The organism is Stenotrophomonas sp. 1337, assembly GCF_031455455.1.
GTDB classification, from domain to species: Bacteria; Pseudomonadota; Gammaproteobacteria; order Xanthomonadales; family Xanthomonadaceae; genus Stenotrophomonas; species Stenotrophomonas indicatrix.
The window spans coordinates 497002-518325 of the sequence record NZ_JAVDSR010000001.1 but is presented as its reverse complement, the minus strand read 5'-3'; the positions used below and the strand labels follow the sequence as shown (position 1 = coordinate 518325).

Annotated in this window: 26 protein-coding genes; 13 read left to right on the top strand and 13 right to left on the bottom strand. The window is 65.5% G+C overall.

From position 1 onward, the window contains the following. Positions 1-15: 15 nt before the first annotated feature. Complete coding sequence (locus J2X70_RS02400) at positions 16-1677, top strand: fatty acid--CoA ligase (RefSeq protein ID WP_263928869.1); 1662 nt, start codon at positions 16-18, stop codon at positions 1675-1677. A gap of 26 nt (positions 1678-1703) precedes the next feature. Here the strand turns inward: J2X70_RS02400 and J2X70_RS02395 are convergent, their stop codons facing one another. Continuing rightward, a complete protein-coding gene (locus tag J2X70_RS02395; protein ID WP_059064246.1) occupies positions 1704-2156 on the bottom strand; it encodes a MerR family transcriptional regulator in 453 nt (150 codons plus the stop codon). Between the two features lie 173 nt (positions 2157-2329). On the opposite strand from J2X70_RS02395, the gene J2X70_RS02390 reads away from it, so the two are divergent. Then, positions 2330-3265, top strand: coding sequence for an NAD-dependent epimerase/dehydratase family protein (locus J2X70_RS02390; RefSeq protein WP_025874514.1), 936 nt, complete (start codon positions 2330-2332; stop codon positions 3263-3265). Between the two features lie 16 nt (positions 3266-3281). Then, a complete protein-coding gene (locus tag J2X70_RS02385; protein ID WP_140226950.1) occupies positions 3282-3977 on the top strand; it encodes a type 1 glutamine amidotransferase domain-containing protein in 696 nt (231 codons plus the stop codon). Between the two features lie 16 nt (positions 3978-3993). On the opposite strand, the gene J2X70_RS02380 is transcribed toward J2X70_RS02385, so the two are convergent. Further along, positions 3994-4575 (bottom strand): TetR family transcriptional regulator, encoded by a 582-nt coding sequence (locus tag J2X70_RS02380; protein ID WP_140226949.1) that lies wholly within the window; start codon positions 4573-4575, stop codon positions 3994-3996. Positions 4576-4719: 144 nt separating this feature from the next. Between J2X70_RS02380 and J2X70_RS02375 the strand changes: the two genes are divergently transcribed. Genes J2X70_RS02375 through J2X70_RS02365 form a run of 3 tightly spaced genes read left to right on the top strand, consistent with a single transcriptional unit; the run spans position 4720 to position 7727 of the window. Then, positions 4720-5817, top strand: coding sequence for an alkene reductase (locus J2X70_RS02375; protein ID WP_223495153.1), 1098 nt, complete (start codon positions 4720-4722; stop codon positions 5815-5817). A gap of 46 nt (positions 5818-5863) precedes the next feature. After that, complete coding sequence (locus J2X70_RS02370) at positions 5864-6652, top strand: SDR family oxidoreductase (protein ID WP_025874510.1); 789 nt, start codon at positions 5864-5866, stop codon at positions 6650-6652. A gap of 52 nt (positions 6653-6704) precedes the next feature. Continuing rightward, the gene (locus J2X70_RS02365) at positions 6705-7727 is read left to right on the top strand and encodes an NADP-dependent oxidoreductase (RefSeq protein WP_309908753.1); all 1023 of its coding nucleotides are present in this window, start codon (positions 6705-6707) and stop codon (positions 7725-7727) included. Between the two features lie 66 nt (positions 7728-7793). Here J2X70_RS02365 and J2X70_RS02360 read toward each other — a convergent pair whose 3' ends face one another. Beyond that, on the bottom strand, positions 7794-7952 hold the full coding sequence (locus J2X70_RS02360) for a hypothetical protein (RefSeq protein ID WP_223495158.1): 159 nt from the start codon (positions 7950-7952) through the stop codon (positions 7794-7796). A gap of 280 nt (positions 7953-8232) precedes the next feature. Here J2X70_RS02360 and J2X70_RS02355 point away from each other — a divergent pair, with 280 nt between their 5' ends. Beyond that, the gene (locus J2X70_RS02355) at positions 8233-8595 is read left to right on the top strand and encodes a hypothetical protein (protein WP_309908748.1); all 363 of its coding nucleotides are present in this window, start codon (positions 8233-8235) and stop codon (positions 8593-8595) included. 112 nt (positions 8596-8707) lie between these two features. Here J2X70_RS02355 and J2X70_RS02350 read toward each other — a convergent pair whose 3' ends face one another. The 6 genes from J2X70_RS02350 to J2X70_RS02325 all read right to left on the bottom strand — a co-directional run bounded on the left by J2X70_RS02350 (position 8708) and on the right by J2X70_RS02325 (position 15729). Next, positions 8708-9067 (bottom strand): hypothetical protein, encoded by a 360-nt coding sequence (locus J2X70_RS02350; RefSeq protein WP_218787543.1) that lies wholly within the window; start codon positions 9065-9067, stop codon positions 8708-8710. Positions 9068-9147: 80 nt separating this feature from the next. Continuing rightward, a complete protein-coding gene (locus J2X70_RS02345) occupies positions 9148-10722 on the bottom strand; it encodes a CocE/NonD family hydrolase (RefSeq protein ID WP_309908746.1) in 1575 nt (524 codons plus the stop codon). A 124-nt stretch (positions 10723-10846) separates the two neighbouring features. After that, positions 10847-12118, bottom strand: a complete 1272-nt coding sequence (locus J2X70_RS02340; protein WP_033831149.1) for a carbohydrate porin — start codon at positions 12116-12118, stop codon at positions 10847-10849. Further along, complete coding sequence (locus tag J2X70_RS02335) at positions 12115-13512, bottom strand: cytochrome c (protein WP_309908744.1); 1398 nt, start codon at positions 13510-13512, stop codon at positions 12115-12117. Before J2X70_RS02335 ends, J2X70_RS02340 begins: the two co-directional genes overlap by 4 nt. Next, positions 13509-15149, bottom strand: a complete 1641-nt coding sequence (locus tag J2X70_RS02330) for a GMC family oxidoreductase (RefSeq protein ID WP_032974706.1) — start codon at positions 15147-15149, stop codon at positions 13509-13511. The genes J2X70_RS02335 and J2X70_RS02330 overlap by 4 nt, the downstream gene beginning before the upstream one ends. A 46-nt stretch (positions 15150-15195) precedes the next feature. Further along, positions 15196-15729 carry a sugar dehydrogenase complex small subunit gene (locus tag J2X70_RS02325; RefSeq protein ID WP_309908742.1) on the bottom strand — a complete coding sequence of 178 codons (534 nt, stop codon included), beginning with the start codon at positions 15727-15729 and terminating at the stop codon, positions 15196-15198. Positions 15730-15976: 247 nt separating this feature from the next. On the opposite strand from J2X70_RS02325, the gene J2X70_RS02320 reads away from it, so the two are divergent. Beyond that, complete coding sequence (locus J2X70_RS02320; RefSeq protein WP_279207227.1) at positions 15977-16213, top strand: hypothetical protein; 237 nt, start codon at positions 15977-15979, stop codon at positions 16211-16213. Positions 16214-16266: 53 nt separating this feature from the next. Here J2X70_RS02320 and J2X70_RS02315 read toward each other — a convergent pair whose 3' ends face one another. Continuing rightward, on the bottom strand, positions 16267-16713 hold the full coding sequence (locus tag J2X70_RS02315) for a DUF1579 family protein (protein ID WP_051501596.1): 447 nt from the start codon (positions 16711-16713) through the stop codon (positions 16267-16269). Next, a complete protein-coding gene (locus tag J2X70_RS02310) occupies positions 16710-17180 on the bottom strand; it encodes a BLUF domain-containing protein (RefSeq protein ID WP_309908737.1) in 471 nt (156 codons plus the stop codon). The genes J2X70_RS02315 and J2X70_RS02310 overlap by 4 nt, the downstream gene beginning before the upstream one ends. A gap of 175 nt (positions 17181-17355) precedes the next feature. Here J2X70_RS02310 and J2X70_RS02305 point away from each other — a divergent pair, with 175 nt between their 5' ends. The 5 genes from J2X70_RS02305 (at position 17356) to J2X70_RS02285 (ending at position 19712) form a co-directional block, all read left to right on the top strand. Then, entirely contained in the window at positions 17356-17625 is a 270-nt protein-coding gene (locus J2X70_RS02305) for a hypothetical protein (RefSeq protein WP_032974703.1), read from the top strand. A 147-nt stretch (positions 17626-17772) separates the two neighbouring features. Then, positions 17773-18270 (top strand): DUF892 family protein, encoded by a 498-nt coding sequence (locus J2X70_RS02300; RefSeq protein WP_218787548.1) that lies wholly within the window; start codon positions 17773-17775, stop codon positions 18268-18270. 72 nt (positions 18271-18342) lie between these two features. Continuing rightward, the gene (locus J2X70_RS02295; protein WP_025874497.1) at positions 18343-18621 is read left to right on the top strand and encodes a hypothetical protein; all 279 of its coding nucleotides are present in this window, start codon (positions 18343-18345) and stop codon (positions 18619-18621) included. A gap of 122 nt (positions 18622-18743) precedes the next feature. Next, entirely contained in the window at positions 18744-18998 is a 255-nt protein-coding gene (locus tag J2X70_RS02290; RefSeq protein WP_309908733.1) for a hypothetical protein, read from the top strand. 120 nt (positions 18999-19118) lie between these two features. Beyond that, positions 19119-19712 carry an isochorismatase family cysteine hydrolase gene (locus J2X70_RS02285; protein WP_309908731.1) on the top strand — a complete coding sequence of 198 codons (594 nt, stop codon included), beginning with the start codon at positions 19119-19121 and terminating at the stop codon, positions 19710-19712. Here J2X70_RS02285 and J2X70_RS02280 read toward each other — a convergent pair. Both J2X70_RS02280 and J2X70_RS02275 read right to left on the bottom strand, forming a co-directional pair. Continuing rightward, positions 19682-20494 carry a DNA-formamidopyrimidine glycosylase family protein gene (locus tag J2X70_RS02280; protein ID WP_229289806.1) on the bottom strand — a complete coding sequence of 271 codons (813 nt, stop codon included), beginning with the start codon at positions 20492-20494 and terminating at the stop codon, positions 19682-19684. The two genes, J2X70_RS02285 and J2X70_RS02280, sit on opposite strands and share 31 nt — an antisense overlap. Then, on the bottom strand, positions 20487-21251 hold the full coding sequence (locus tag J2X70_RS02275; protein ID WP_059064230.1) for a DUF72 domain-containing protein: 765 nt from the start codon (positions 21249-21251) through the stop codon (positions 20487-20489). The genes J2X70_RS02280 and J2X70_RS02275 overlap by 8 nt, the downstream gene beginning before the upstream one ends. Positions 21252-21324 lie beyond the last annotated feature (73 nt).

The following is a 21324-nucleotide window of genomic DNA, read 5'->3' as shown; positions in this document are numbered from 1 at the left end:
CATCAGGAAGATCACATGTCATTCGCCACCGCCGCAGACGCGCCCGCCGCCGAGCCTCATGCCTACCCCCTGCTGATCAAGCAGCTGCTGCTGACACCTCTGGCAGTGCGTCCACGGCAGGAGATCGTCTACGGCGACAAGGTCCGCTTCGACTACCGCACCCTGCAGGCGCGCATCGGCCAGTTGGCCGGGCTGCTGACCTCACTGGGGGTAAAGCGCGGCGATACCGTGGCGGTGATGGACTGGGACAGCAACCGCTACCTGGAGAGCTATTTCGCCGTGCCGATGATCGGAGCGGTGCTGATGATGGTGAACATCCGCCTGGCGCCCGAGCAGATTGCCTATACGCTCAATCACAGCGGTGCGCGGGTGATCCTGGCCAACCGCGAGTTCCTGCCGGTGCTGGACGCCATCGAAGAACAGTTGCCGGACGTGCGCACGCGCATCCTGCTGGATGATGATGAGGGCCCGCTGCCAGCGGGCTTCGTGACCGAGTATGAGGCCGGGCTGCGCGAGGCCACGCCCATCACCCGCTTCCCGGACTTCGACGAGAACACCCGCGCCACCACGTTCTATACGACCGGCACCACAGGCCTGCCCAAAGGCGTGTACTTCAGCCATCGGCAACTGGTACTGCACTCGCTTGCGGCGATGGCAGCCCTCGGCAGCGCGTCCAGCCAGGGCCGCCTGCACCGCGACGATGTCTACATGCCGATCACGCCGATGTTCCATGTCCATGCCTGGGGCATGCCGTACGTGGCCACGCTGCTGGGCATCAAGCAGGTCTACCCCGGTCGCTACCTGCCGGGCGCGTTGCTGGCGTTGATCGCCCGCGAGAAGGTGACGTTCTCGCACTGCGTGCCGACCATCCTGCATATGCTGCTGGGCCATCCCGCCGCTGCCGATACCGACCTGCGCCGCTGGAAGGTGATCATCGGCGGTGCGGCACTACCGCGGGCACTGGCGCAGCAGGCACTGGCCCGTGGCATCGACATCTTCGGCGGCTACGGCATGTCCGAAACCTGCCCGCTGCTCACCCTCGCGCAGATCGATGCCGACGCCGTGGACGGCCCGGACGAGGAGCTGTCCCTGCGCACCAAGGCCGGCATTCCGGTGCCGCTGGTTGACCTGCGCATCGTCGACGAACGCATGAATGATGTTGCCCACGATGGCATCGCCACCGGGGAAGTGGTGGTGCGCACGCCCTGGCTCACCCACGGCTATCTGCACAATCCTGACGCTTCGACGGCGTTATGGGCCGGCGGCTACCTGCACACCGGGGACATCGGCAACATCGATGGCAGCGGCTACCTGCGCGTGACCGACCGCATCAAGGATGTGATCAAGACCGGTGGCGAGTGGATCTCCTCGCTCGCCCTGGAGGACATCATCGCCCTGCATCCGGCAGTCAACGAGGTTGCGGTGATCGGCATCAGCGATACGAAATGGGGCGAACGACCGCTGCCGTTGGTGGTCCGGCAGCACGGCAGCGATGTGACCGAGGCGGAGATCATCGAACTGGTCGCAGCACGCAGCCGCTCCGGTGATATCTCCCGCTACGCGATCCCCGACCGCGTCAGCTTCGTCGATTCGCTGGAACGCACCAGCGTGGGCAAGATCAACAAGAAGAAGCTGCGCAGCCTGCATGATGTGGGCGCAGCCACCGACGCAGGTTGACGCTGCGGCCTACGGCCAACGGAGGGTCACTTCGTTCTTCTGCTTGATCGCCCGGCGCGCCCGCCCCGCTGGCGCCGTGGAGGATCCAGCAGATCCATCAGCCTGAGCTGGTTGTCGGTGCAGGAAATGCCCTCAGGACGCTGGGTGACACCCTCGATGATGCCCAGCAGGCGCGCTTCGTTCTCCTGCAGTTGCAGGATCAAGCGTCGGATCTCGGCCAGGCGCCTGCCCAGCGACTCGACCAGGCCTTGGTGATCGCACGCCTGCGTGCCCCCAGGCAGGAAATGCCGGATCTCATCAAGTGAGAAGCCGACGCGTTGCGCGTTGTCGATGATCTGCAGCACGCCCAATACGTCCGGGGAATAGATCCGGTAGCCGTTGCTCCCCCTGGGCGGCGCGCTGATCAGGCCTTCGGCCTCATAGAACCGGATGCGCGATGGGGCCAGGCCCGTGGCCTTGGCCAGATCCCCGATTTTCATCCTGCCACTGCCCCTTGACCTTCAAGTTGACTTTAAACATACACTGCCGCGACCGTCAGCGTGAGAGGTTGCCGACGGCGGTCTGGCGAGCACCCGCGCGGCACTGAAATGCGGGCGCCCTGGGCTGAACTTCCACCCGGGCGATCAGAGGCCCAGACGCCCAAGGAAAAGAGATGCAGACCATTCTGGGAGCAAACGGCCAGATCGCCCAGGAACTGGCGCGCGCGTTGAGGCGCACGTACACCGACGACCTTCGCCTGGTGAGCCGCACGCCGCGGCCGGTCAACACGGGCGACCAGCTTGTGCCGGCGGACCTGCTGGACGCAGAGCAGACGCTGAAAGCCGTTGAAGGCAGCGACATCGTCTATTTCACCGCAGGGCTGCCGCCGGATTCAGGGCTCTGGGAGCGGCAGTTTCCTTCCATGCTGAAGAACGCACTGGATGCCGCCGTCGCCACCGGCGCTGCATTTGCGTACTTCGACAATACCTACATGTATCCGCAGACGGCGGCTGCGCAGACCGAGGACACCGCGTTCGCACCGGCCGGCAGGAAGGCACGCGTGCGCGCAGAGATGGCGCGCATGGTCCTGGATGAGATGGCAGCCGGGCGCATCGCCGTGACCATCGCCCGAGCACCGGAATTCTATGGACCGGGCAGCACGCAGAGCTTCACCAATGCCCTCGTCATCGACAGGCTGAAGGCTGGCAAGTCGCCGCGCGTGCCACTGCGCGACGATACCCTCAGAACGCTGATCTGGACGCCCGACGCCAGTCGCGCGCTCGCACTGCTGGGCAATACGCCCGACGCGCAGAACCAGACGTGGCATCTGCCCTGCAGTGAGCCGAGATTGACCTATGCCCAGTTCGCCACCCTGGCCTGCACTGTGTTCGGCAGGCCGGACACCCACGCCACCCTCGGCAGGACTGCGCTGTACATCGCCGGCCTGTTCTCGAAAGGTGCGCGCGAGATTCGGGAGCTGCTGCCGCGCTATGAGCATGACAATCGCTTCGAATCCGGAAAGTTCAAGCAGCGCTTTCCCGACTTTCCCGTAACCAGCTACGACGCAGGACTGCGGCAGATCAAGCACGAATGGGAAACCGGAAAATGAGCCAGAGGCGTATCTGATGAACCGTCGCATCCTTCATGTTGTCACCAACGTCGCGCATTACGATGACCCCAGCCACAGGACCGGGCTCTGGTTGTCGGAACTGACGCATGCCTACGACCTGTTCGCCGGGCAAGGCCATGAACAGCACCTGGTCAGCCCGCGCGGCGGGCACTCACCGCTTGAGCCGCGCTCGCTGAAATGGCCGGCGCTGGACCATTCGGCGAAGGCATGGCTGCAGGATCCGGAGCGCATGGCACTGCTGGACAACACGCTCGCCCCCGACAACGTCGACGCTGCCGCGTACGACGCGATCTACTTCACCGGTGGGCATGCGGTGATGTGGGATTTCCCGGACAGCGAGGGCATCCAGAAAATCACGCGGGGCATCCATGAGCAGGGCGGAATCGTCTCGGCGGTCTGCCACGGCTATTGCGGCCTGCTCAATACGCGGCTGAGCGATGGGAAACTGCTGGTGCAGGGCCGGCGGGTAACAGGATTCTCCTGGACCGAGGAAATCCTGGCGGGTGTTTCCAGGCAGATGCCATACAACGCGCAGGCGGAAATGTCCCGGCGAGGAGCCCTGTACGAGAAGGGACTACTGCCGTTCGTGCCGAAGGTGGTTGTCGATGGCAGGCTGGTCACCGGCCAGAATCCGCAGTCGGCCAAGGCGACGGCAAAAGCGGTTGCGGCGCTGCTGCGCACGTCCGGCTAGCGCTGCAGGACGCAGCTCAGCGGCTGGACGCAGCTGGCAACCGGGCCAGCAGATCCGCCCGGCATGCATCCAGGATTTCGTCCGCCAGCGGCGATTCGTCCGGGCAGGACCTCGACAGCACCAGCGCGCCGACCGCTTGAGCCATCAGCGCAATCCTGCGCGCACGCGCCGCATCGCCCGGATCGCGCTGCGCCTGCCCCTCCTGCGTGGCACGTGTTGCCAGCCTGGCCTCGATGCCGGCCGCAAAGGCAGCCTTGACCGCGTCCGTCTGCCGCGCCGCGTCGGTGCACAGCGCCGCCAGCGTGCAACCCTGGCCGGGCCCGTCGCGGTGCGCGCGGGACAGGTACTCGCTCACGAATGCCTGCACATCCAGATCAGCCACCGCTGCAGCCGAGCTGGTCAGGCCGCAGGCGGCTGCTTCGGCCATCAGGTCGGCCTTCGAGCCGAAATGCTTGTAGAAGCCGCCATGGGTGAAGCCAGCGGCGGCCATCAGGTCGGCCACGCCAACGCCGTCGTAGCCGCGCTCGCGGAACAGCGTGGAGGCGGTTTCGACGATGTGTGCCCGGTTGGCCTGCGCCTGTGCCTTGGTGACCTTCATGAGCCTTCGCCCTTGGGAGTCCTGTCGCGTGTGGAGGGCACTTTAACACACATAGATTATATTCATCATCAAACCATTGACATCAATGATGATGGTCATCATCATTGATCCAGACCCCTCCTCCGTAGACGAGCCCACCCTCCCATGTCCGACGCCACGCTTTTCCAGCCCTATCCCCTCGGCCCGCTGACGCTGGCCAACCGCATCGTGATGGCACCGCTGACGCGCAACCGCGCCGGCGAGGGCCTGGTGCCCAGTCCGCTGGCGAGCACCTACTACGCCCAGCGCGCATCAGCCGGCCTGATCATCACCGAAGCCACCCAGGTCTCGGCGCAGGCGCAGGGCTACCAGGACACCCCGGGGCTGTACACGCAGGACCAGATCGACGGCTGGCGCACCGTCACCGATGCGGTGCACGCACGCGGCGGGCACATCTTCGTGCAGCTGTGGCACGTCGGCCGCATCTCGCACGTCGACCTGCAGCCCGGCAACGCCGCGCCGGTTTCCGCCTCGGCCCTCCGCGCGCAGACCAAGACCTTCGTCAACAATGGTTTTGTCGATGTGTCCGAGCCGCGCGCCCTGGACATCGACGAGCTGCCCGCCATCGTCGACGATTTCCGCCAAGCCGCTGCCAACGCCATCGCAGCGGGTTTTGACGGCGTGGAGATCCACGGCGCCAACGGCTACCTGCTCGAACAGTTCATCAAGGACGGGGCCAACCAGCGCACCGACGCGTATGGCGGCTCGGTCGAGAACCGTGCCCGCCTCCTGCTTGAGGTGACCGCTGCGGTGGCGCGCGAAATCGGCGCTGACCGCACCGGCGTGCGCATTTCGCCGGTGTCGCCGGCCAATGCCATTTCCACCGTCAGCGATCCGCAGCCCCAGTACGACTACATCGTCGATCAACTCAGCGCGCTGGGCATTGTCTACCTGCATGTGGTCGAGGGCGCCACGGGTGGCCCGCGCGATGTGGCACCGTTCGACTTCGATGGGCTGCGCCGTCGCTTCAACGGCACCTACCTGGCCAACAACGGCTACGACCTGCAGCTGGCCAGCGCCCGTGTATCCGAAGGCAAGGCCGATCTGGTCGCCTTCGGTCGCCCGTTCATCAGCAACCCCGATCTGGTCGAGCGCCTCAAGCGCGGCGCAGCGCTGGCGGCACTGAACCCGGCCACGCTGTATGGCGGTGGCGCCGAAGGCTACACCGACTACCCCACCCTGGCTGAAGCGCACGCGCAGTAACGCGGCCGCCCGCATCCGACACGTCCCCCGTCCAGAGAAGCCCATCATGTCCGTCCTCCCTTCCGTCCTCATCACCGGCGCTTCCAGCGGCATCGGTGCCACCTATGCCGACCGCTTCGCGCGGCGCGGGCATGACCTCGTCCTGGTCGCGCGTGACAGCGCCCGACTGGAAGCACTCGCCGCGCGACTGCGCCAAGAGACCGGCGTGGCGGTGGACATACTGCCGGCCGATCTCACCCAGGCTGACGCGTTGGCCACGGTCGAGGCACGGCTGCGCGACGATGCGCGCATCGGCATCCTCATCAACAATGCCGGTATCGCCCAGTCCGGCGACTTCCTCGCACAGTCGGCCGACGCCATCGAACGCCTGGTCACCCTGAACACCACCGCGCTCACGCGCCTGGCCGCCGCTATTGCGCCGCGGCTGGTCGGTGCCGGCAACGGCGCGATCGTCAACATCGGATCGGTGGTTGGCCTTGCACCGGAGTTCGGCATGTCCGTGTACGGCGCGAGCAAGGCGTATGTGCTGTTCCTGTCGCAGGGCCTGAGCCAGGAACTGGCCCCGAAGGGCGTCCATGTGCAGGCGGTGCTGCCCGCTGCCACGCGCACCGAGATCTGGGAACGCGCCGGTATCGACATCACCACGCTTGCTGAAGTGATGGACGTTGGCGAACTGGTCGATGCAGCGCTGGTCGGCTTCGATCGTCGCGAAACGGTGACCATTCCGCCGCTGCACGTGGCCGAACGCTGGGACACGCTGGATGGCGCACGTCAGGCCCTGCTCGGCGACATCCGCCAGGCGCACGCCGCAGAGCGCTACCGCACCGGCGCCTGAGGCCGGCCTCCGTTGCATCCACCCGGCCCCATCACTGCAGGAACCGTCCGCCATGAAAGCCTTCATCATTGACCGCTACAGCAGCAAGGACGTCGGCCGCATCGCCGACGTGCCCGAGCCGCATGTGGGCGACGACGATGTCCTGATCCGGGTTCATGCCGCAGGCGTGAATGCACTGGACAGCAAGATCAGGCACGGCGAGTTCAAACAGATCCTGCCCTATCGCTTTCCGTTGATCCTGGGCAACGATGTGGCCGGGACGGTGGTGCGGGTCGGCGATCGCGCAGGCCGGTTCAAACCGGGCGACCAGGTGTATGCCCGCCCGGACGATGATCGCATCGGCGGATTTGCCGAGTACATCGCGGTCAAGGCCTCGTCGGTAGCACCAATACCGAAGAACCTTGGCATGGTCGAGGCGGCCGCCCTGCCACTGGTGGCACTGACCGCCTGGCAGGTGCTGGTCGAAACCGCAGCATTGAAGAAGGGACAACGGGTCTTCATCCAGGCCGGCTCCGGTGGCGTCGGCACGATTGCGATCCAGCTTGCCAAGCACCTGGGCGCCTTCGTCGCCACCACCACCAGCACGGCCAACGTTGCCTGGGTGAAGGCACTGGGTGCGGACGTCGTCATCGATTACCGGCAGCAGGACTTTGCTGCCGTGCTGCGTGACTACGACGTGGTCCTCAACAGCCTCGGCAGCGACGAACTCGATCGATCCCTCGGCATCCTCAAGCCCGGCGGTCATCTGATTTCCATTTCCGGGCCACCCACGCCGGCATTCGGTGCGGCAAGAGGATTGGCCTGGCCGCTTCGGCAGGTGCTGCGCCTGTTGAGCCTTCGCATCCGCCGCAAGGCCGCGCGCAGGAACATCCGGTACAGCTTCGTGTTCATGCGTGCTGATGGGCAACAGCTGGAACAGGTCACGGCGCTGGTCGAATCAGGCGCCCTGCGCCCGGTGGTGGACACGGTCTTTCCCTTCGAGGAAACCGGCAGAGCATTGGCCTACATGGACGGCGGCCGCGCCAAGGGCAAGGTGGTGGTGCAGATGGTGCACACACAGCGCGTGCAGCCCTGAGGAGGCAGCATCGGGCCCGCTGCTTTCAACAGCACCGAAGCCCTCGCCCATTGCTGCACCGCGCCGTCACCGCGGTCGCGCTGCAGGAATCGACGGAGCCGGCGTTTTGGGCGCGGTCGTGCCGGCGGCCGCATATTCACGCGCCTTGACGCGGAACGGGGCGATGCATCCGGCAAGGCTGATGCAGATGGAAAGAGAAAGTGCGATCAAAGCCAGAGTCTTCATCGAGGTGCCAGGTTGCGGGGGGTGTGTTTGCAGTGCCATGTTCAGGTGCTCGAGGCTGCAAGTCCATCTCCATCTGCCAACACTGGCCCGTACCATCAGGACCCATATCCTCCTCTGCCCGACGCCTGTATCCGGGCAGCACCGATCGCGCCCTTACCCGCCTCTGGGCACGTGCTAGGCTGGCCCGGCAGAACCTGCGCACGATATCCCCGCTGCACTCCCCTCCGGGCCGACTTCGATGAAGAACCCTCGCCTGCCTGCCTCCCAGCCGAACAGTGCATTGGACGGTCCGTCGCCCGACCTGTTCGTCGCCCTGCGGGATCTGCTGCTCACCTACAAGGCCGATCTTCTGGTGGTACACGATGATGCTGGTCGCTTCTACGCCAATTGCAGGAACGCAGACGCCAAGGGCAAGGCGCAGTTCTTCGGCGCGGTGAAGGCATCGGGCCGCAGGCATTCATTCCACTTCATGCCCGTCTACACCTTTCCCGAGCATCTGGTGGGCATCAGCCCGGCCCTGAAGAAGCATATGCAAGGAAAGTCCTGCTTCAACTTCGATGCCTGGGATCCGGCGTTGCTGCACGAGCTGCAGATGCTCATCGACCAGGGTGCGTCCCGCTACAGGACGGCCGGCAAGCTTTGAGTGCAGCACGCGGTCCGCGGTTGCCCTCTGGTGTCCGCAGCTCGACCTGCCAGCCCGTACTACGTGGATGGCAGGAGGCCCCGCACGCTGCAGGACGGCACAACACGTAGTGTCAGATACAGGCCCAGGCCAGCCATCCGCCCAGTGGCAACAAGGCCAGCAGCGCGAGCACGCCAAGGCAGCCGCCGTTGCTGTTGCTGGTGGTGGATGTGAAATCGCTCCGAGCGTCGCCGCTTCTCCGCTCGGACGGCGGCTGTGACTGCAGCCACTGGCGATGGCAGGCCTGGCAGAAGAACCGGGTCTTGCCATTGCGCCAGGCGTTGCTGGTGCGATCATTGTGGTGAGCGGCGCTGCCGCAGCGACCGCACTTGAAGATCCGCGAAGGTGGCTGTCGCTTCTTGTTGAACAGGGCCAGCACTACCACCAGCGCGATGGCGGCTGCCGCTGTGCCGATCAGCGTTTCCGGCCCCATCGAATACTCCATGCGTCATGAATGCGAACAGCGTAACCAACGCAAGCAGGCGCCCGCAACGACGGGCGCCCGCTTGCAACTCAATGCAACGGCACCTTCAGCACCGATGGTGCGGACGCGGGCGAACTGAAGGTCACCGCCCCGCCCAACTGGCTGATGCCTGCATAGCGCAGGTCCACCGTATCGACCACCAGCGTCAGGCGACTGCCCGCCGGAATGTTCCAGCTGCTCGCTTCCAGCCGCAGGTCCAAAGTCGTCGCCTGCCCCGGCGCAACGCCTCGCAGGGTGTAGGGCTTGTGGCTGATCAGCTGACCATTGCCCAGCACATCTTCCGCGTACAGATAGGCATACAGCGTGGTGTTGGCGCGGCTGGGAGTGACGGTCACGCGCACTTCCGGCGCGCCGTCCAGGCGGCGCGCGTTCCAGTACACCGGCCCCTGCCAGACACCGGCGGCGTTGCGCCCGATGAAAGGCACGTACGCACCCGGCGGAATGTTGATCATCTGCAGCGAGCCGGACACCATCGCCACGCCGGAATTGGCGGCGGTCCCCAGGCCACTGCCGATGCGGTAGTTCCAGCCATTGCTGCGCCCGTTCTCAGCCAGGCCGCCAGTGGGCAGAAGCATGCCGCCGAGTGCGGTCAACGCGTAGCTGACCGCACCACTGTTGGTCGCCTGCCAGTTCGGGTAGCTGCTCCAGCTGCCCTTCTGCGACTTCAGCTGCACCCCCGGCTCGCGGTCGATGCCGTTGGCCACGCCCTTGAGGTAATGGTCGAACCAGTCACCCGCCGAGTCGTAGACCTCGTTTGGAATACCCAGTGCGCCCAAGGCCTCGTTGAGGGCATGGTCGCCGTGGCGCAGTTGCAGCTGCTTGGGGCCTTTCAGCTGGTTGAAGAAGTCCACCAGCTGACCCGGCGGGAACAGGCTGTCGTTGAAGGCGTTGGCCAGGAACACGGCCGGCTGGTTGGCGTTGATCTCGCTGATGCTCGCAGCGGGGCTGCGGATGGCGGCCACGGGCAGCAGCGATTCCACTGCACCCTGGTAGTTGCCGACCACCACGTTGCGGTTGATCGTGGCCAGCTCTGCCCCGGGTCGGCCGGTGACCAGGCCGGCGGCCACCAGCAGCGCGATTCCCTGTGCGCTGGGGGTGTCGTTGGCGTACAGCGACGCCTGCAGGTCGGCCCATCCGCTGAGGGCGGCCACCGCCTTGATGCGGGGATCGCGTGCCGCCGCCAGCAGGCTGGTGCCGGCGCCGTAGGAGATGCCCGAGACGCCGATCCGCGCCGGGTCGGCCTGGGTGTTGTCCAGCGCCCAGTCGATCAATGCGCTGACATCCTCGACCGTGGCCGGCCCGGCGATATCGATGGCCCCGCCGGACTCCCAGAAGCCGCGCGAGCTGTAGCTGAGGACCACATAGCCGCGCTTGGCCAGCGACTGTGCCACCCCTACGTACTCCACGCTGGGAACGGCCCAGCTGCTGGGCATCACCAGCAGCGGGTACTTGCCGCCACCTGCGTCCTGGGGTTCGATGACAAAGACCCCGAGGGGCGTGCCGTCCCAGCCGGGAAGGGTGCGGTGGGTGGTCTTGACCGTGGCAGCCCAGGCGGTGGGCGCCAGTCCGGTCAGCAGGATCAACAGCAGCAATACCTTGCGCATCGTCGTCTCTCCCCGTCGTTGGTGGTGCAACGGGCAGGACCGTACCAGTGCGAATGGTGGCTTACACCTTGCGTTGCAGCATGGGGCGCACGTTCGGCACCCCATGCTGCGGGCCCTGATGCGCCTACAGCGTCGCCTGCGCCTGCAGGGTGAACACCCAGCTGTCGGGTCGGCTGGCATAGGCGCCGGGCCGTGCCACGTACTGCACCGCCGGCCGCAGCACCAGCCACGGGGCGACCTGCACGCCGTAGTTCAGCTCGACGAACTGCTCGTTGCTCTGCACATCCTTTCCGGTCAGCTGCTGATGGCGGGCGAGCCGGTCGGAGATGTCCAGCCGGTTCCAGGCCAGGCTGAGCACATCATCTTCGCGCGATGCGATCACGCCACGCCAGCTCACGCCCGCTTCCCACGAGTAGCGCATGAGCCCTGTTTTTGCGTCGGCACGGGTAGCCACGCCGAACACCGAAATGCCGCGCACCGTGTCACCCTCGGGCTTCCACACCCGCTGTGCGGCCTGCACGTACGAACCGCTGCGATGCGAAGCGCGAGGTGCCGTCGGGTCACCGATGTCATCGGCGTTGGAGGTATCCAGGTAGTAGCCGACCTTGTAGGTACCGCCATAGTCCTCTCCGGACTTGCCATGGCTGTAGCCCAGCTCGACCGGCAGGAACAGGCCGGTCTTTCCCTTCGTCGAAACACGGAAACCACTGTTGGCCTGCTTGCGCGTCGGGTTGACGTCGTAGATGCCGGTCTGTGCGTACCAGCCTGAAGGATCATTCCACTTTACCCGCAGACCCCATTGGCCTGTCGGATTGTCCAGCCAGCCAGAACTGTAGATCGGGCCCAGCGGATGCCCGCACTGGCCGTTGTTGTTGAAGTTGCAGGTGTAAGGCAAGCCACCGAAATCGTTGCCCATCGAGTAGAAGCCACCCTTCAGGCTCAACCGCTTGCCCAGCAGCAAACGCTCGTAGGAGAGCTCGTTGAAACGCAGGTTCTGGCCCTGGCCATAGAAGGCCTGGTTCTGGATGTAGGAACCGGTGGACCGCTCGTTGATGGCGTTGCCGAAGCGATCGGAGAACACCACGCGCAAGGTGCCGTCGAAGCCGAATGCCTTGCCGGTGTCGATCGTCGCGCCCAGGTCGATGTGCTCGGCGGTGGACCAGCCACTGCCCTTGTAACCATCGCTGTTGACGCCGCTGCCGATCACGATGCGTGCGCTGGGGGTAACGCCGTGGTCCTGCAGCCAGAGGCGCGCTGCCCAATCCGCGCTCAGCGGCGTCTGCGCGACGCTGTCGACCGATTTGTGCTTGGCGGTGGCACCTGATTCGGCAGCCGACACCGACCCGTTGACGATGAAGGCAAGCAGCCCGATGCCGGTCAAGGATACGAAATTCATGCGGCCGCCCTCCGCGCCTTCCGGGTCTTCCAGGCGCGTCGCACCAGCAGCACGATGCCTACCAACGCCAGCACGGCAAGGATGAGCATCGGCAGCCACAAGCGTGCAATCTTCGCCAGAAGTGGCTTCTCGCCGCCGGCACGGGTCAGCGCAACCTGCGCCTCGGTGACCTGGTCACCCGGCCCGAACTGCGTGCGCACGTAGGTCGCAACCGCTGCGATATCGGCGTCACTCAGGTCCTGTACGAACGAGCCTTTCGAGAAGTGCGGCATCAACGCGTGTTCGCCGTGCACATCGCGGTCAATGCCGCCGATGATGGTGGCGATCAGGTTCTGCGGGCGGGTCATACCGACGGTAGTGTTGTGCACCAGGGAGGGGTAGTACCCGTCCCTGCTGCCCTCGCCGTGCGAACCGTGGCAGCTTGCACACAGGCCCGAATACAGCACACCGCCCGAGGCCAATGCAGCACTCGTTCCGCGTACCGGCTGCTCACCCGGCGCCGTGGCGGCGTCTCCCCACGCGAAGGCGGCCCGCGTGGCATCAGGGTCGGCCACGGCCGGCACCGTGCGCAGGTAGGCGACGATGGCGGCGATGTCCTCGTCCTGCAGCTTGGACAGGCTGTTGCTCACCGCTTCGGCCATGCCGCCGCCGGCCTGCGCCTTACCGGCGACGCGGCCGGTCTTCAGGTACTGGGCCAGCTCGGCATCGCTCCAACCCCCGATACCGCTGGTGGGGTGGGAGGTGATGTTGGGGGCGTACCAGTCACCCAGCGATCCGCCGGCGAAGGCCTTGCCGTCCACCTCCTGCATCATCAGCCCGCGCGGACTGTGGCAGCTGGAGCAGTGCGCCAGACCCTCCACCAGATAGGCGCCGCGATTCCACTGCGCGCTCCTGCCCGCATCGGAGGTGAACGTTTCCTTGTCCAGGAACATCAGGTTCCACACCGCCATGGACTGGCGGATGCTGAAGGGGAACGGCAGCTCGGTCGCGTGAGCTTCCTCATCGACCGGCGCCACCTCCTTCATGAAGTAGGTATACAGCGCGTGGATGTCTTCGTCGGTCAGCTTGGCATAGGAGGTATAGGGCATCGCCGGATACAGATGGGCGCCGTCCTTGCGCACGCCTTCGCGTACCGCCTTGGCGAAATCATCTTCGCTGTAGAGGCCGATGCCATGGCTTCTGGAGGGCGTGATGTTGCTTGCCCATATCTCACCCAGCGGCGACGCAATCGCGTAGCCGCCTGCGTAGGGTTTGCCCTGCTTGGGGCTGGTGTGGCATGCCACGCAGTCCGCAGCGACCGAGAGGTAGCGCCCACGTTCGGCAACCTCGTCTGCGCGCGCGGATTGGCTGGCTGCAGCCAGCATCATCAGCAGAAGCGAGCAGAAGGTCTTCATGCGGCACGCTCGATGGCATCTGCTGCCTTCAGCGCAAGCGCGGCCATGGTCAAGGTGCTGTTGACCACGCTGGCCGACACCATCGGGCCGCCGCCCGGGAGCCACAGGTTGGGATGATCGTGTGCGCGGCAATCGCCATCGACCACCGAATCGCGCGGATCCGCGCCCATGATGGTCGAGCCCATGATGTGGTTGTTGGCGTTGAGCGCCGTGGTGATGACGAATTCCTCGGCGTTGAACAGCGAGCCGATGTGACGCAACTGCTTGCAGGATTCGTCGTAGCCCTTGCGGGCGTAGTCGCCCAGTGAGTAATGGATATCCGGGCAGGCCAGGCCGTGGCCATCGACCCGCGTTTTCGACAGCGTCAGGCGATTGCTGGGATCCGGCAAGGGTTCCAGGCTGATCGAAAGATCCACGCCGAAGACCGCACGGCGGCGGATCTCCGCATCCAGCGCGTCGCCGACCAGGCCTTTCTTCAGCGCCTGGTCGGTGGCGATCGCCACCCGGCTGATGTTGTTGAGGATGATCTTGGTGGCCGAGTACTGCGAGCGGAAGGCGCCGTCGCGCGGGCCGACCATGCAGCTGGACTGCGCCGGTCCACGGCCCAGCCAGATCGGCCTGTCGGCAATGAACGAGCAGTGGAAACCGGAATGGTCGAGCATGTTGCGCCCCACCTGGTCGGAACTGTTGGCGATGCCGTTCGGGTTCTGCTCATTGGCGGCGAGCAGCAGCAGACGCGGCGTCTCCAGTGCATTGCACGCAATCACGAAACTGCGGCCGGTGGCCTTGTGGCTGACCTTGTTGTTGTCATACCAGTGGATGGCCGTGACCCGGTTCTGCGCGTCGGTATCGATCTTGTAGGCCACTGCTTCGGCCAGCACCTGCGCGCCCAGTTTCTCGGCCGCTTCGATGGTATGGATGCCGTTGTACATCGCGCCGATCGGGCAGATCGGTTGGCAGTTGTTGTTGCCGCAGCAGGCGGGCCGGTCATTCCAGGGCGTGACCATGCGGCCCTGCGGAATGGGCACCAGGTTGTAGCCGTGCGGATTGACCACCTCGGCGAACACCTTGTCACCGTTGCCCCAGGGAATCATGTCGGCGAGGTAGGGCCTGGATCGCTCGGAGGGGCTCTGCTTGTCCGGATCATTCGGCCCGGAGACGCCCATCGCCTCCTCGGCGCGGCAGTAATAAGGCTCGATGTCGTCGTAGCTGATCGGCCAGTCGCGCCCCACCCCGTAGGTACTCTGCATCCTGAAGTCCACCGGCAGGTGGCGCCAGCAGGAGGCGGCCCAGTGCCAGGTGGTGCCACCCACGGCCTTGATGAAGCCCTGATGGAAGCTGCTGGCGTCGGGGCCGGTCAGGCCCACGTAGTCATTGGCCGGGAAGTACAGCGGCGCGGTGGCAAGCGGTGACTGCGGATACGGTCCCTGGAAATCACTGCCGATGCGTCGTTCGAAGCTGACGTTGCGCCAGTTCTCGACCACGTCGGAACGATGCAGGCGGGGGCCCGCCTCCAGCACAAGAACCGATTTTCCGGCACGAACCAACTGGTGGGCGATCAATGCGCCGACGACGCCCGAACCGACGATCACAACATCGGCATCGGCGTCGCCATCACGGAAAACCGGAGCTTTCATGAGGGGAATCCATAACAATTACGGGAAAAGAGCTGAAAGCGCAGGCTCAGCCGTGCGCGCGTACCGCCGCCGGCGGTTCGGCCGTCCACCATGCGGGACCGCCTTGTGCGTAGGTGGGCGGGAACAGGCCATCGTCCACCGGGCGCTGCATCAGCGCATCGCGATAGGAAACGGTGATGGCCTGCGGCCCCTTGCCTACGCTGCCGGTGTACCAGGCAGTGATGATGGCCAGCGCTGTCGGCCGTGCATCGCCAACAGCCGCCAGCAGTGCTTCAGCGCCGTGCACCTGTTGCGCCTTGGCCGCGAGTGCGGGGAACTGGGCGTGCATGTCGGGATGCAGGTTGGCGAAGGCGGCTTCGATGCGCGCGGCGGTTGCCGGATCAAGGTCGGACTTCCCGGTCAGTGCCTGGGAGAGCTGCAGAAAGCGCCCGTCCGCCCGTTTCGCTGGCGTGGCACCGGCATGGGTTGCTGGCGCCTTGCCGTTGCAGGCAACCAGCAGCGAAGCGGAGCCAACGGCCAGCAGGAAGGTTCTGCGCGTCAGGCCTTGCCCACTCCCTTCCAATCCCTCGGGAACACTCATGATGTGGACTCCTGATGCGTCACTTCTTCGGCTGCCCCTGACCGCGACGCGGGGGGCACCTACGCGGGCAACTTTAACGCACCTGAACGTTGTCGCGGAGTGAGCAGGAAGAGCCGCTGCGCGGCGAAGCGCCCTTCTTCCCGGCACCAGCAGAGGCAGATTTCAGCCGGTGCGCTGCCGCCCCCGTCACGCCCGCACAACGCCCTCAACGCTAGAAACAAGGGGTTTCCTACTCTGGAGAGTGGCCATGCGGGTACTGCTGCTGTGTGCCGTGGCGACGATGGCATTGTCGGCCTGCAACCAAGGCGAACCGACCGATAAGGCACAACATGCCGATGCGGTTCGGCAAACCCCGCCAGCGGCCAGCGCGCCGGCGCGCAACGTGCCCGGCGGCGGCAGCGGCACCGCCGCCTCCGAACACCAGGCCTCGGGGCCAGAGGCCGAACGCGGGAAAGAAGCCGCGCCGCCGCCGCCCAAGCACTAGGCGCAGCCAGCCGCGAAGCCCCCGATGCGGGGGCGCCCGCCGAACAAGCGAATCTACTCGGCCCGTTCAAGCACGATGCGGACGAACGGTATCCAGTCATCGCCGACCCGATGCTCCCATTCCCCGGTCAGCAACTGCCGGTCGCTGCTGATCACGCCGTCGAACCGCTGGGACTGGCCCTGGATGGTGTACCTGCCGCCATCAAGTCGTGAAGTGAAATCGCTGGTGCCACCATCAGCGTCGTAGCTGCGGCTGAAGAAACCACCGGATTCAACATCGACGCCGATGATTTCCGTGGAGCGCACACGCTGCCCGTCCATCATCGCGTCGACCTCATGCACCAGGAAGTGACCATTGGGCATCCACGTGTAAACGTCCGATGCGAACGACACCCCGCCCGTGCTGCCGTCGGGTTGCAGCGCGATGAGGGTGGTCTCCCACGCTCCGGCAAGAACGTCCAGCCGGCGGTGGTGTCCGCTGTGGAAAGTTGCTTGTGTCATGGCGACTCCGTACTGGGTGAGGCGGTATAGGGTTCAACCAGGGCGTGGAGCAGCTCCATGCCCGTGGCAGTAGTGGTGGGCGCAGCGGTGCCTTCGCGCTGGACGAAACCGGTCCAGTCCGCGCCGGCCACCCGCCACAGCTCCGTCGGTTCCACCGGCAGCCAACGCATGGGCCAGAAAGGCAGGCGTCTCTGCCCCACCCTGCCTCGCTGCAGTTCGATCAGGCCGCTGTGGCTGCTGGCACCCAGCACCCGGGAATATGCCACCTGCAGGCCATCGTCCGGGCCTTCCATGTATTGCACAAAGCGCGCGCCATCGAACAGCAGTACGCCAGTGACGCCGGCATCACGGTTGAAACGTGCTGCGTCATCCACGATTCCGCACAGCCTGCCCCCGGTCTGGCCCAGCCGGCTGGCAGCAATATCCGCTGCCGCCTCGCTGGTATATACAACGGCTCTGATGGGCACGTTCGACCTCCCTGCAGTGGGCTCCCAACCGTAGCAGAAGGCCGGTTGAGGCAGCGCAGCAGGCGCAGCCTGAAACAGAACAATTCAGTGAAATGTGAAAACGAACCCGAAAAGGATTCACGCCATGCACTGCTGCCCCATGGCATGAAACAGGTCCGCCCGCGAGATCGACTTCATGCCTGACACCGGACTCTTCTACGTCTTTTCAGTGGACTACGCGACCGATGCACGAGGCTGCATCGATCAGGTCACCGCTATCGCCTTCCGCTGCAACCAGTGCCACCACGTGTCCCGCGCCGACGCGGAGCTCAAGCGGATGACGGGGGGCACGCTGCTGACCTGCGGAAGGTGCGGGTCGCACCAGGCCGTCAGCAATGCGCGCCTGGTGGACGGCGAACACCTGGCGGCAACCGGCCAATCTGCAGCAGCGGCCGACCCACGCTGAGCTTGGTTCCGACGCGCGCCCAGTGCCCGGCGTGAGGGGAATGCATGCATCTGCGCGCTCGATGCGCATCCGCCGTTCACTGCATCTACCCCGCACCCCAACACCGGCCGGGATAGCCTCGTCGCTCCTTCCCTGCTGGAGCGCACCATGGCCATCAAGACCGCTGAAGACCTTTTCATCCACGAACTGTCCGACATCTACAGTGCCGAGAAGCAGCTGACCAAGGCCCTGCCGCGCCTCGCCCGGGCCGCAGAGAACCCCGCACTTGCCGCTGCGTTCGAGACACACCTCGAGGAGACCCAGGGCCAGATCGAGCGCATCGACCAGGTGGTGGAGGTGCTGGGCATCCGCCTGAAGCGGATCAAGTGCGCGGCGATGGAAGGCCTGGTGGAAGAAGGCAAGGAAGTCATCGAGAGCATTGAAAAGGGCCCGGTGCGCGATGCAGCACTGATTGGCGGCGCGCAGAAAGTCGAGCATTACGAAATCGCTTCCTACGGCACCATCGCCGCGCTGGCCAAGCAGCTCGGATACAAGGACGCTGTGCCGTTGCTGCTGGAAACGCTGGAAGAAGAAAAGGCCACGGACGAGAAGCTGACCCTGCTGGCCAAGAGCGGCGGCAACGCCAAGGCCACCCAGGCCGCGTGATCGCAGGTGCACCGCAGATCAGCCTACGCGTCGCCCGCCAGGGGGCGGCGCGCTTCTGCACGAGGATGACGTATGCATCCTGATCTACTTGGATGGACCGCCACAGCCGTACTGATGGCCACGCTGGTCCGGCAGATGGTCAAGCAATGGCACTCGCCGCACCCGGAAACCGTCTCGAAGTGGCTTTTCATCGGGCAGATGACCGCGTCTACGCTGTTCACGATCTACAGCGCGCTGCTGGGTGCCACCGTGTTCGTGGTCACCAACCTGCTGTTGCTGGCAACCGCGCTGATCGGACAGCTGCTGGCGTGGCGCCGCAACCGTGCAACGGCTTCGAGCTCATCTGGTTGAAGCACTCCCTGATTGTTGACGTTGCGTCCACGCCGGCTTGATGCGGGTACTCACGCGTTCACGTTTACCGTTGCAATGCCCCCGGGACCATGCGGTCCAATCAATGAGAATGAGGAAATGTCATGCAGCGCGATCAGAAAGACCTGCCCCATCCGGATGACGACACAGCTGCGGTGCCTGCTGCCAGCACTGGACAGGCCAAGGCCCACAACAGTGCCAATCATGATCAGGCGTTGACGGAGACGTTCCCGGCCAGTGATCCGATCTCTCCCTTCGTCGCCGCCGCCACGCCGGATGAGCAGGCGCAACGGCTTGGCAAGCGCGTGGCGCCCGCTCGGCACGACAAGGGTGAGGGGGACGACGGAGCTGCCCAGTGATCGGGCCTGCGCTCCCGCCGAGGGGGCCGGGCAGCCCGCGCCCGTCAGGCGGCTCCGGCGCGCTGGTGCGTGGTGCCGAAGACGAACAGGCAGTGGAGGCCTGACACCTCGGAGCCCGCCATGGAACAGCCCACCGCCCTGCTCATCATCGATCTTTTCAGCCTGTTCGACTTTCCACAGGGGCGGCAACTGGCTGCGTACGCCGTACATGCAGCCCAGCGCACCGCCCGCCTGCGTGCTGCATTCGACGCGCACCGCTCGCCGGTGATCTACGCCAATGACAATTTCGGCAACTGGCAGCGCGACTTCCCGCAGCTGGTCGAGGCCTGCCGGCAGAAGGGCGGAGCCTCGGCGCGGATCGTCGAGTACCTTGCCCCCAGCGAGGAACACTACTTCATCCTCAAGCCGAAGCACTCCGCCTTCCTCGCCACGCCACTGCCGGTGCTGCTGGCCAAGCTCGGCACCCGGCGGTTGGTGCTGGCCGGCATGGCACTGGACGCGTGCGTGCTGGCCACTGCCATCGATGCCAACTCGCGCGAGTACGCGACGGTGGTCGCCCGGGAAGCGGTCGCCGCCCTGCCCGACCGCCGCCAGCCGGCCCTGCAGACACTGCAGCGATCGGGCGCCGTCGAAGTACTCAGCAACCGTCAGATCATCGCTTCGCTGTCATCCACGTCCTCATATCAACGCACGGGCCTGGCACCACCGCGCTGAACCGGGCCTCTCGCCAGCGTGCGCTTCTTCGCCGGCGGCCGCGGCGTCCCAGCGCGATAATCGACCTGGCATACCGGGCAGAAGAAGGTGCGCCGATGCGTGGTGCCCATGTAGACCTTGCTGACCGGACCACCACAACAGGGACAAGTCCGCCGGGTGTGCACCTGCCAGTGCTTCTTCAGCTCGAAGCCGCGCTTCCAGCGCAGGAAGTCGAAACTGTATTCGCGAGCCTGCTTGACCAGTTCGGCAAGCTTGCGCGGCGGAAGATCACCAACAGGGTTGGCCGGGTGGACCCGGATGCGGAACAGCACCTCGTTCTTGATGATGTTGCCCACACCGGAGAACAGCGTCTGGTCCAGCAGGGCATCGCAGACCAGGACATCGGGCATCGACTTCAGGCGACGGCGGGCAAGCCGGGGGTCCCACAGGTCGCTCATCACGTCGGTGCGCCAGTCGTAGACCTCGTCCAACGGCTGATCGATCAGCTTCACCGAGCAGGTGTAGAAGTTCAGTTCGCCGTTGTCAAAGCGCAGCGATACCCGCGCTGGCGTCTCCTTGCGTTCGTCGATGCGCCAGCTGCCGAACATCATCAGGTGGATGCGCAGACTGACGTGGCTGAACTCCAGCAGGAAATGCTTGCCCCAGCTACGCACGGCCCGCACCCGGCGTCCCTCCAGGCAGGCCAGGTCGAGCGTGCTGTTGCCACTGACGCCACGGACGGTCTTTCCCTTGAACCTGGCGGCGGCCTCGCGCAGCAGCACGATGGAAGGACCTTCAGGCATTGGCGTGCTCCAGCATCGACTGCAGTTGCAGTGCATTGGGCACGGCGTGGCCGTGCGCCGTGTTGTCAAGGATGATCCACGCCTCCCCCGCCTGGGCGGCCTCTACTGCGGCGGCCACCAGACTGCAGAGCTGCGGTTGCTGGTAGGCGCTGTAGTACATGCGCGGCTGCCCGTGCCACCGCCAGTAGCTCCAGTGCCTGGCTCCGCCCGGCTGATCAGCCCCTGCAACCCGGGCGGGATCGGCCGCGACCCGGGCAATGCCGTGGTCATCCAGCAGCGCGTCAGCCTTGTCGTCGAACCAGCTCGGATGGCGTGGTTCGCAGGCGACCCGCACGGCGCTGCGCCGGCGCAGCGCCCGGAAGAAGGCCGAGGCCGTGCGGCCATCGTAGGCCAGGCTCGGCGGCAGCTGCAGCAACAGGGCGCCCAGCCGATCACCCAGATGCGCCGCCGCGTGCAGGAACGTGTCGAGCAACGGCGCAGCACCGCGCAGGCGCGCGTCATGGGAAATGGCCTGCGGCATCTTCACCGAGAAACGGAAACCGTGCGGCACGCTGGCCGCCCAGCGCGCATACGTGGCGGGCTGATGTGGTCTGTAGAACGACGAATTGATCTCCACGATCGGAAAGCGCGATGCATAGCGCTGCAGTGCACTGTCTCCCGCAGCAAACGCGTGGGCGATGTCCGTGGGCAGCGACCACCCTGCGCAGCCCACGGCGACCGGGTGGCCCGGTCGCGGATGACGGAGTTCACGTGCCATGGCGCTACGGTGGCGACAGGCTCGTAGCAACATGGTGAACACACGTTGGCTGCGGCGTGAAGCCTGTGCCGCC

Coding starts and splice junctions, on each gene's coding strand:
- J2X70_RS02400 (WP_263928869.1), top strand. CDS start 16: ATGTCATTCGCCACCGCCGCAGACGCGCCCGCCGCCGAGCCTCATGCC.
- J2X70_RS02395 (WP_059064246.1), bottom strand. CDS start 2,156: ATGAAAATCGGGGATCTGGCCAAGGCCACGGGCCTGGCCCCATCGCGC.
- J2X70_RS02390 (WP_025874514.1), top strand. CDS start 2,330: ATGCAGACCATTCTGGGAGCAAACGGCCAGATCGCCCAGGAACTGGCG.
- J2X70_RS02385 (WP_140226950.1), top strand. CDS start 3,282: ATGAACCGTCGCATCCTTCATGTTGTCACCAACGTCGCGCATTACGAT.
- J2X70_RS02380 (WP_140226949.1), bottom strand. CDS start 4,575: ATGAAGGTCACCAAGGCACAGGCGCAGGCCAACCGGGCACACATCGTC.
- J2X70_RS02375 (WP_223495153.1), top strand. CDS start 4,720: ATGTCCGACGCCACGCTTTTCCAGCCCTATCCCCTCGGCCCGCTGACG.
- J2X70_RS02370 (WP_025874510.1), top strand. CDS start 5,864: ATGTCCGTCCTCCCTTCCGTCCTCATCACCGGCGCTTCCAGCGGCATC.
- J2X70_RS02365 (WP_309908753.1), top strand. CDS start 6,705: ATGAAAGCCTTCATCATTGACCGCTACAGCAGCAAGGACGTCGGCCGC.
- J2X70_RS02360 (WP_223495158.1), bottom strand. CDS start 7,952: ATGAAGACTCTGGCTTTGATCGCACTTTCTCTTTCCATCTGCATCAGC.
- J2X70_RS02350 (WP_218787543.1), bottom strand. CDS start 9,067: ATGGGGCCGGAAACGCTGATCGGCACAGCGGCAGCCGCCATCGCGCTG.
- J2X70_RS02345 (WP_309908746.1), bottom strand. CDS start 10,722: ATGCGCAAGGTATTGCTGCTGTTGATCCTGCTGACCGGACTGGCGCCC.
- J2X70_RS02340 (WP_033831149.1), bottom strand. CDS start 12,118: ATGAATTTCGTATCCTTGACCGGCATCGGGCTGCTTGCCTTCATCGTC.
- J2X70_RS02335 (WP_309908744.1), bottom strand. CDS start 13,512: ATGAAGACCTTCTGCTCGCTTCTGCTGATGATGCTGGCTGCAGCCAGC.
- J2X70_RS02330 (WP_032974706.1), bottom strand. CDS start 15,149: ATGAAAGCTCCGGTTTTCCGTGATGGCGACGCCGATGCCGATGTTGTG.
- J2X70_RS02325 (WP_309908742.1), bottom strand. CDS start 15,729: ATGAGTGTTCCCGAGGGATTGGAAGGGAGTGGGCAAGGCCTGACGCGC.
- J2X70_RS02320 (WP_279207227.1), top strand. CDS start 15,977: ATGCGGGTACTGCTGCTGTGTGCCGTGGCGACGATGGCATTGTCGGCC.
- J2X70_RS02315 (WP_051501596.1), bottom strand. CDS start 16,713: ATGACACAAGCAACTTTCCACAGCGGACACCACCGCCGGCTGGACGTT.
- J2X70_RS02305 (WP_032974703.1), top strand. CDS start 17,356: ATGCCTGACACCGGACTCTTCTACGTCTTTTCAGTGGACTACGCGACC.
- J2X70_RS02300 (WP_218787548.1), top strand. CDS start 17,773: ATGGCCATCAAGACCGCTGAAGACCTTTTCATCCACGAACTGTCCGAC.
- J2X70_RS02295 (WP_025874497.1), top strand. CDS start 18,343: ATGCATCCTGATCTACTTGGATGGACCGCCACAGCCGTACTGATGGCC.
- J2X70_RS02290 (WP_309908733.1), top strand. CDS start 18,744: ATGCAGCGCGATCAGAAAGACCTGCCCCATCCGGATGACGACACAGCT.
- J2X70_RS02285 (WP_309908731.1), top strand. CDS start 19,119: ATGGAACAGCCCACCGCCCTGCTCATCATCGATCTTTTCAGCCTGTTC.
- J2X70_RS02280 (WP_229289806.1), bottom strand. CDS start 20,494: ATGCCTGAAGGTCCTTCCATCGTGCTGCTGCGCGAGGCCGCCGCCAGG.
- J2X70_RS02275 (WP_059064230.1), bottom strand. CDS start 21,251: ATGGCACGTGAACTCCGTCATCCGCGACCGGGCCACCCGGTCGCCGTG.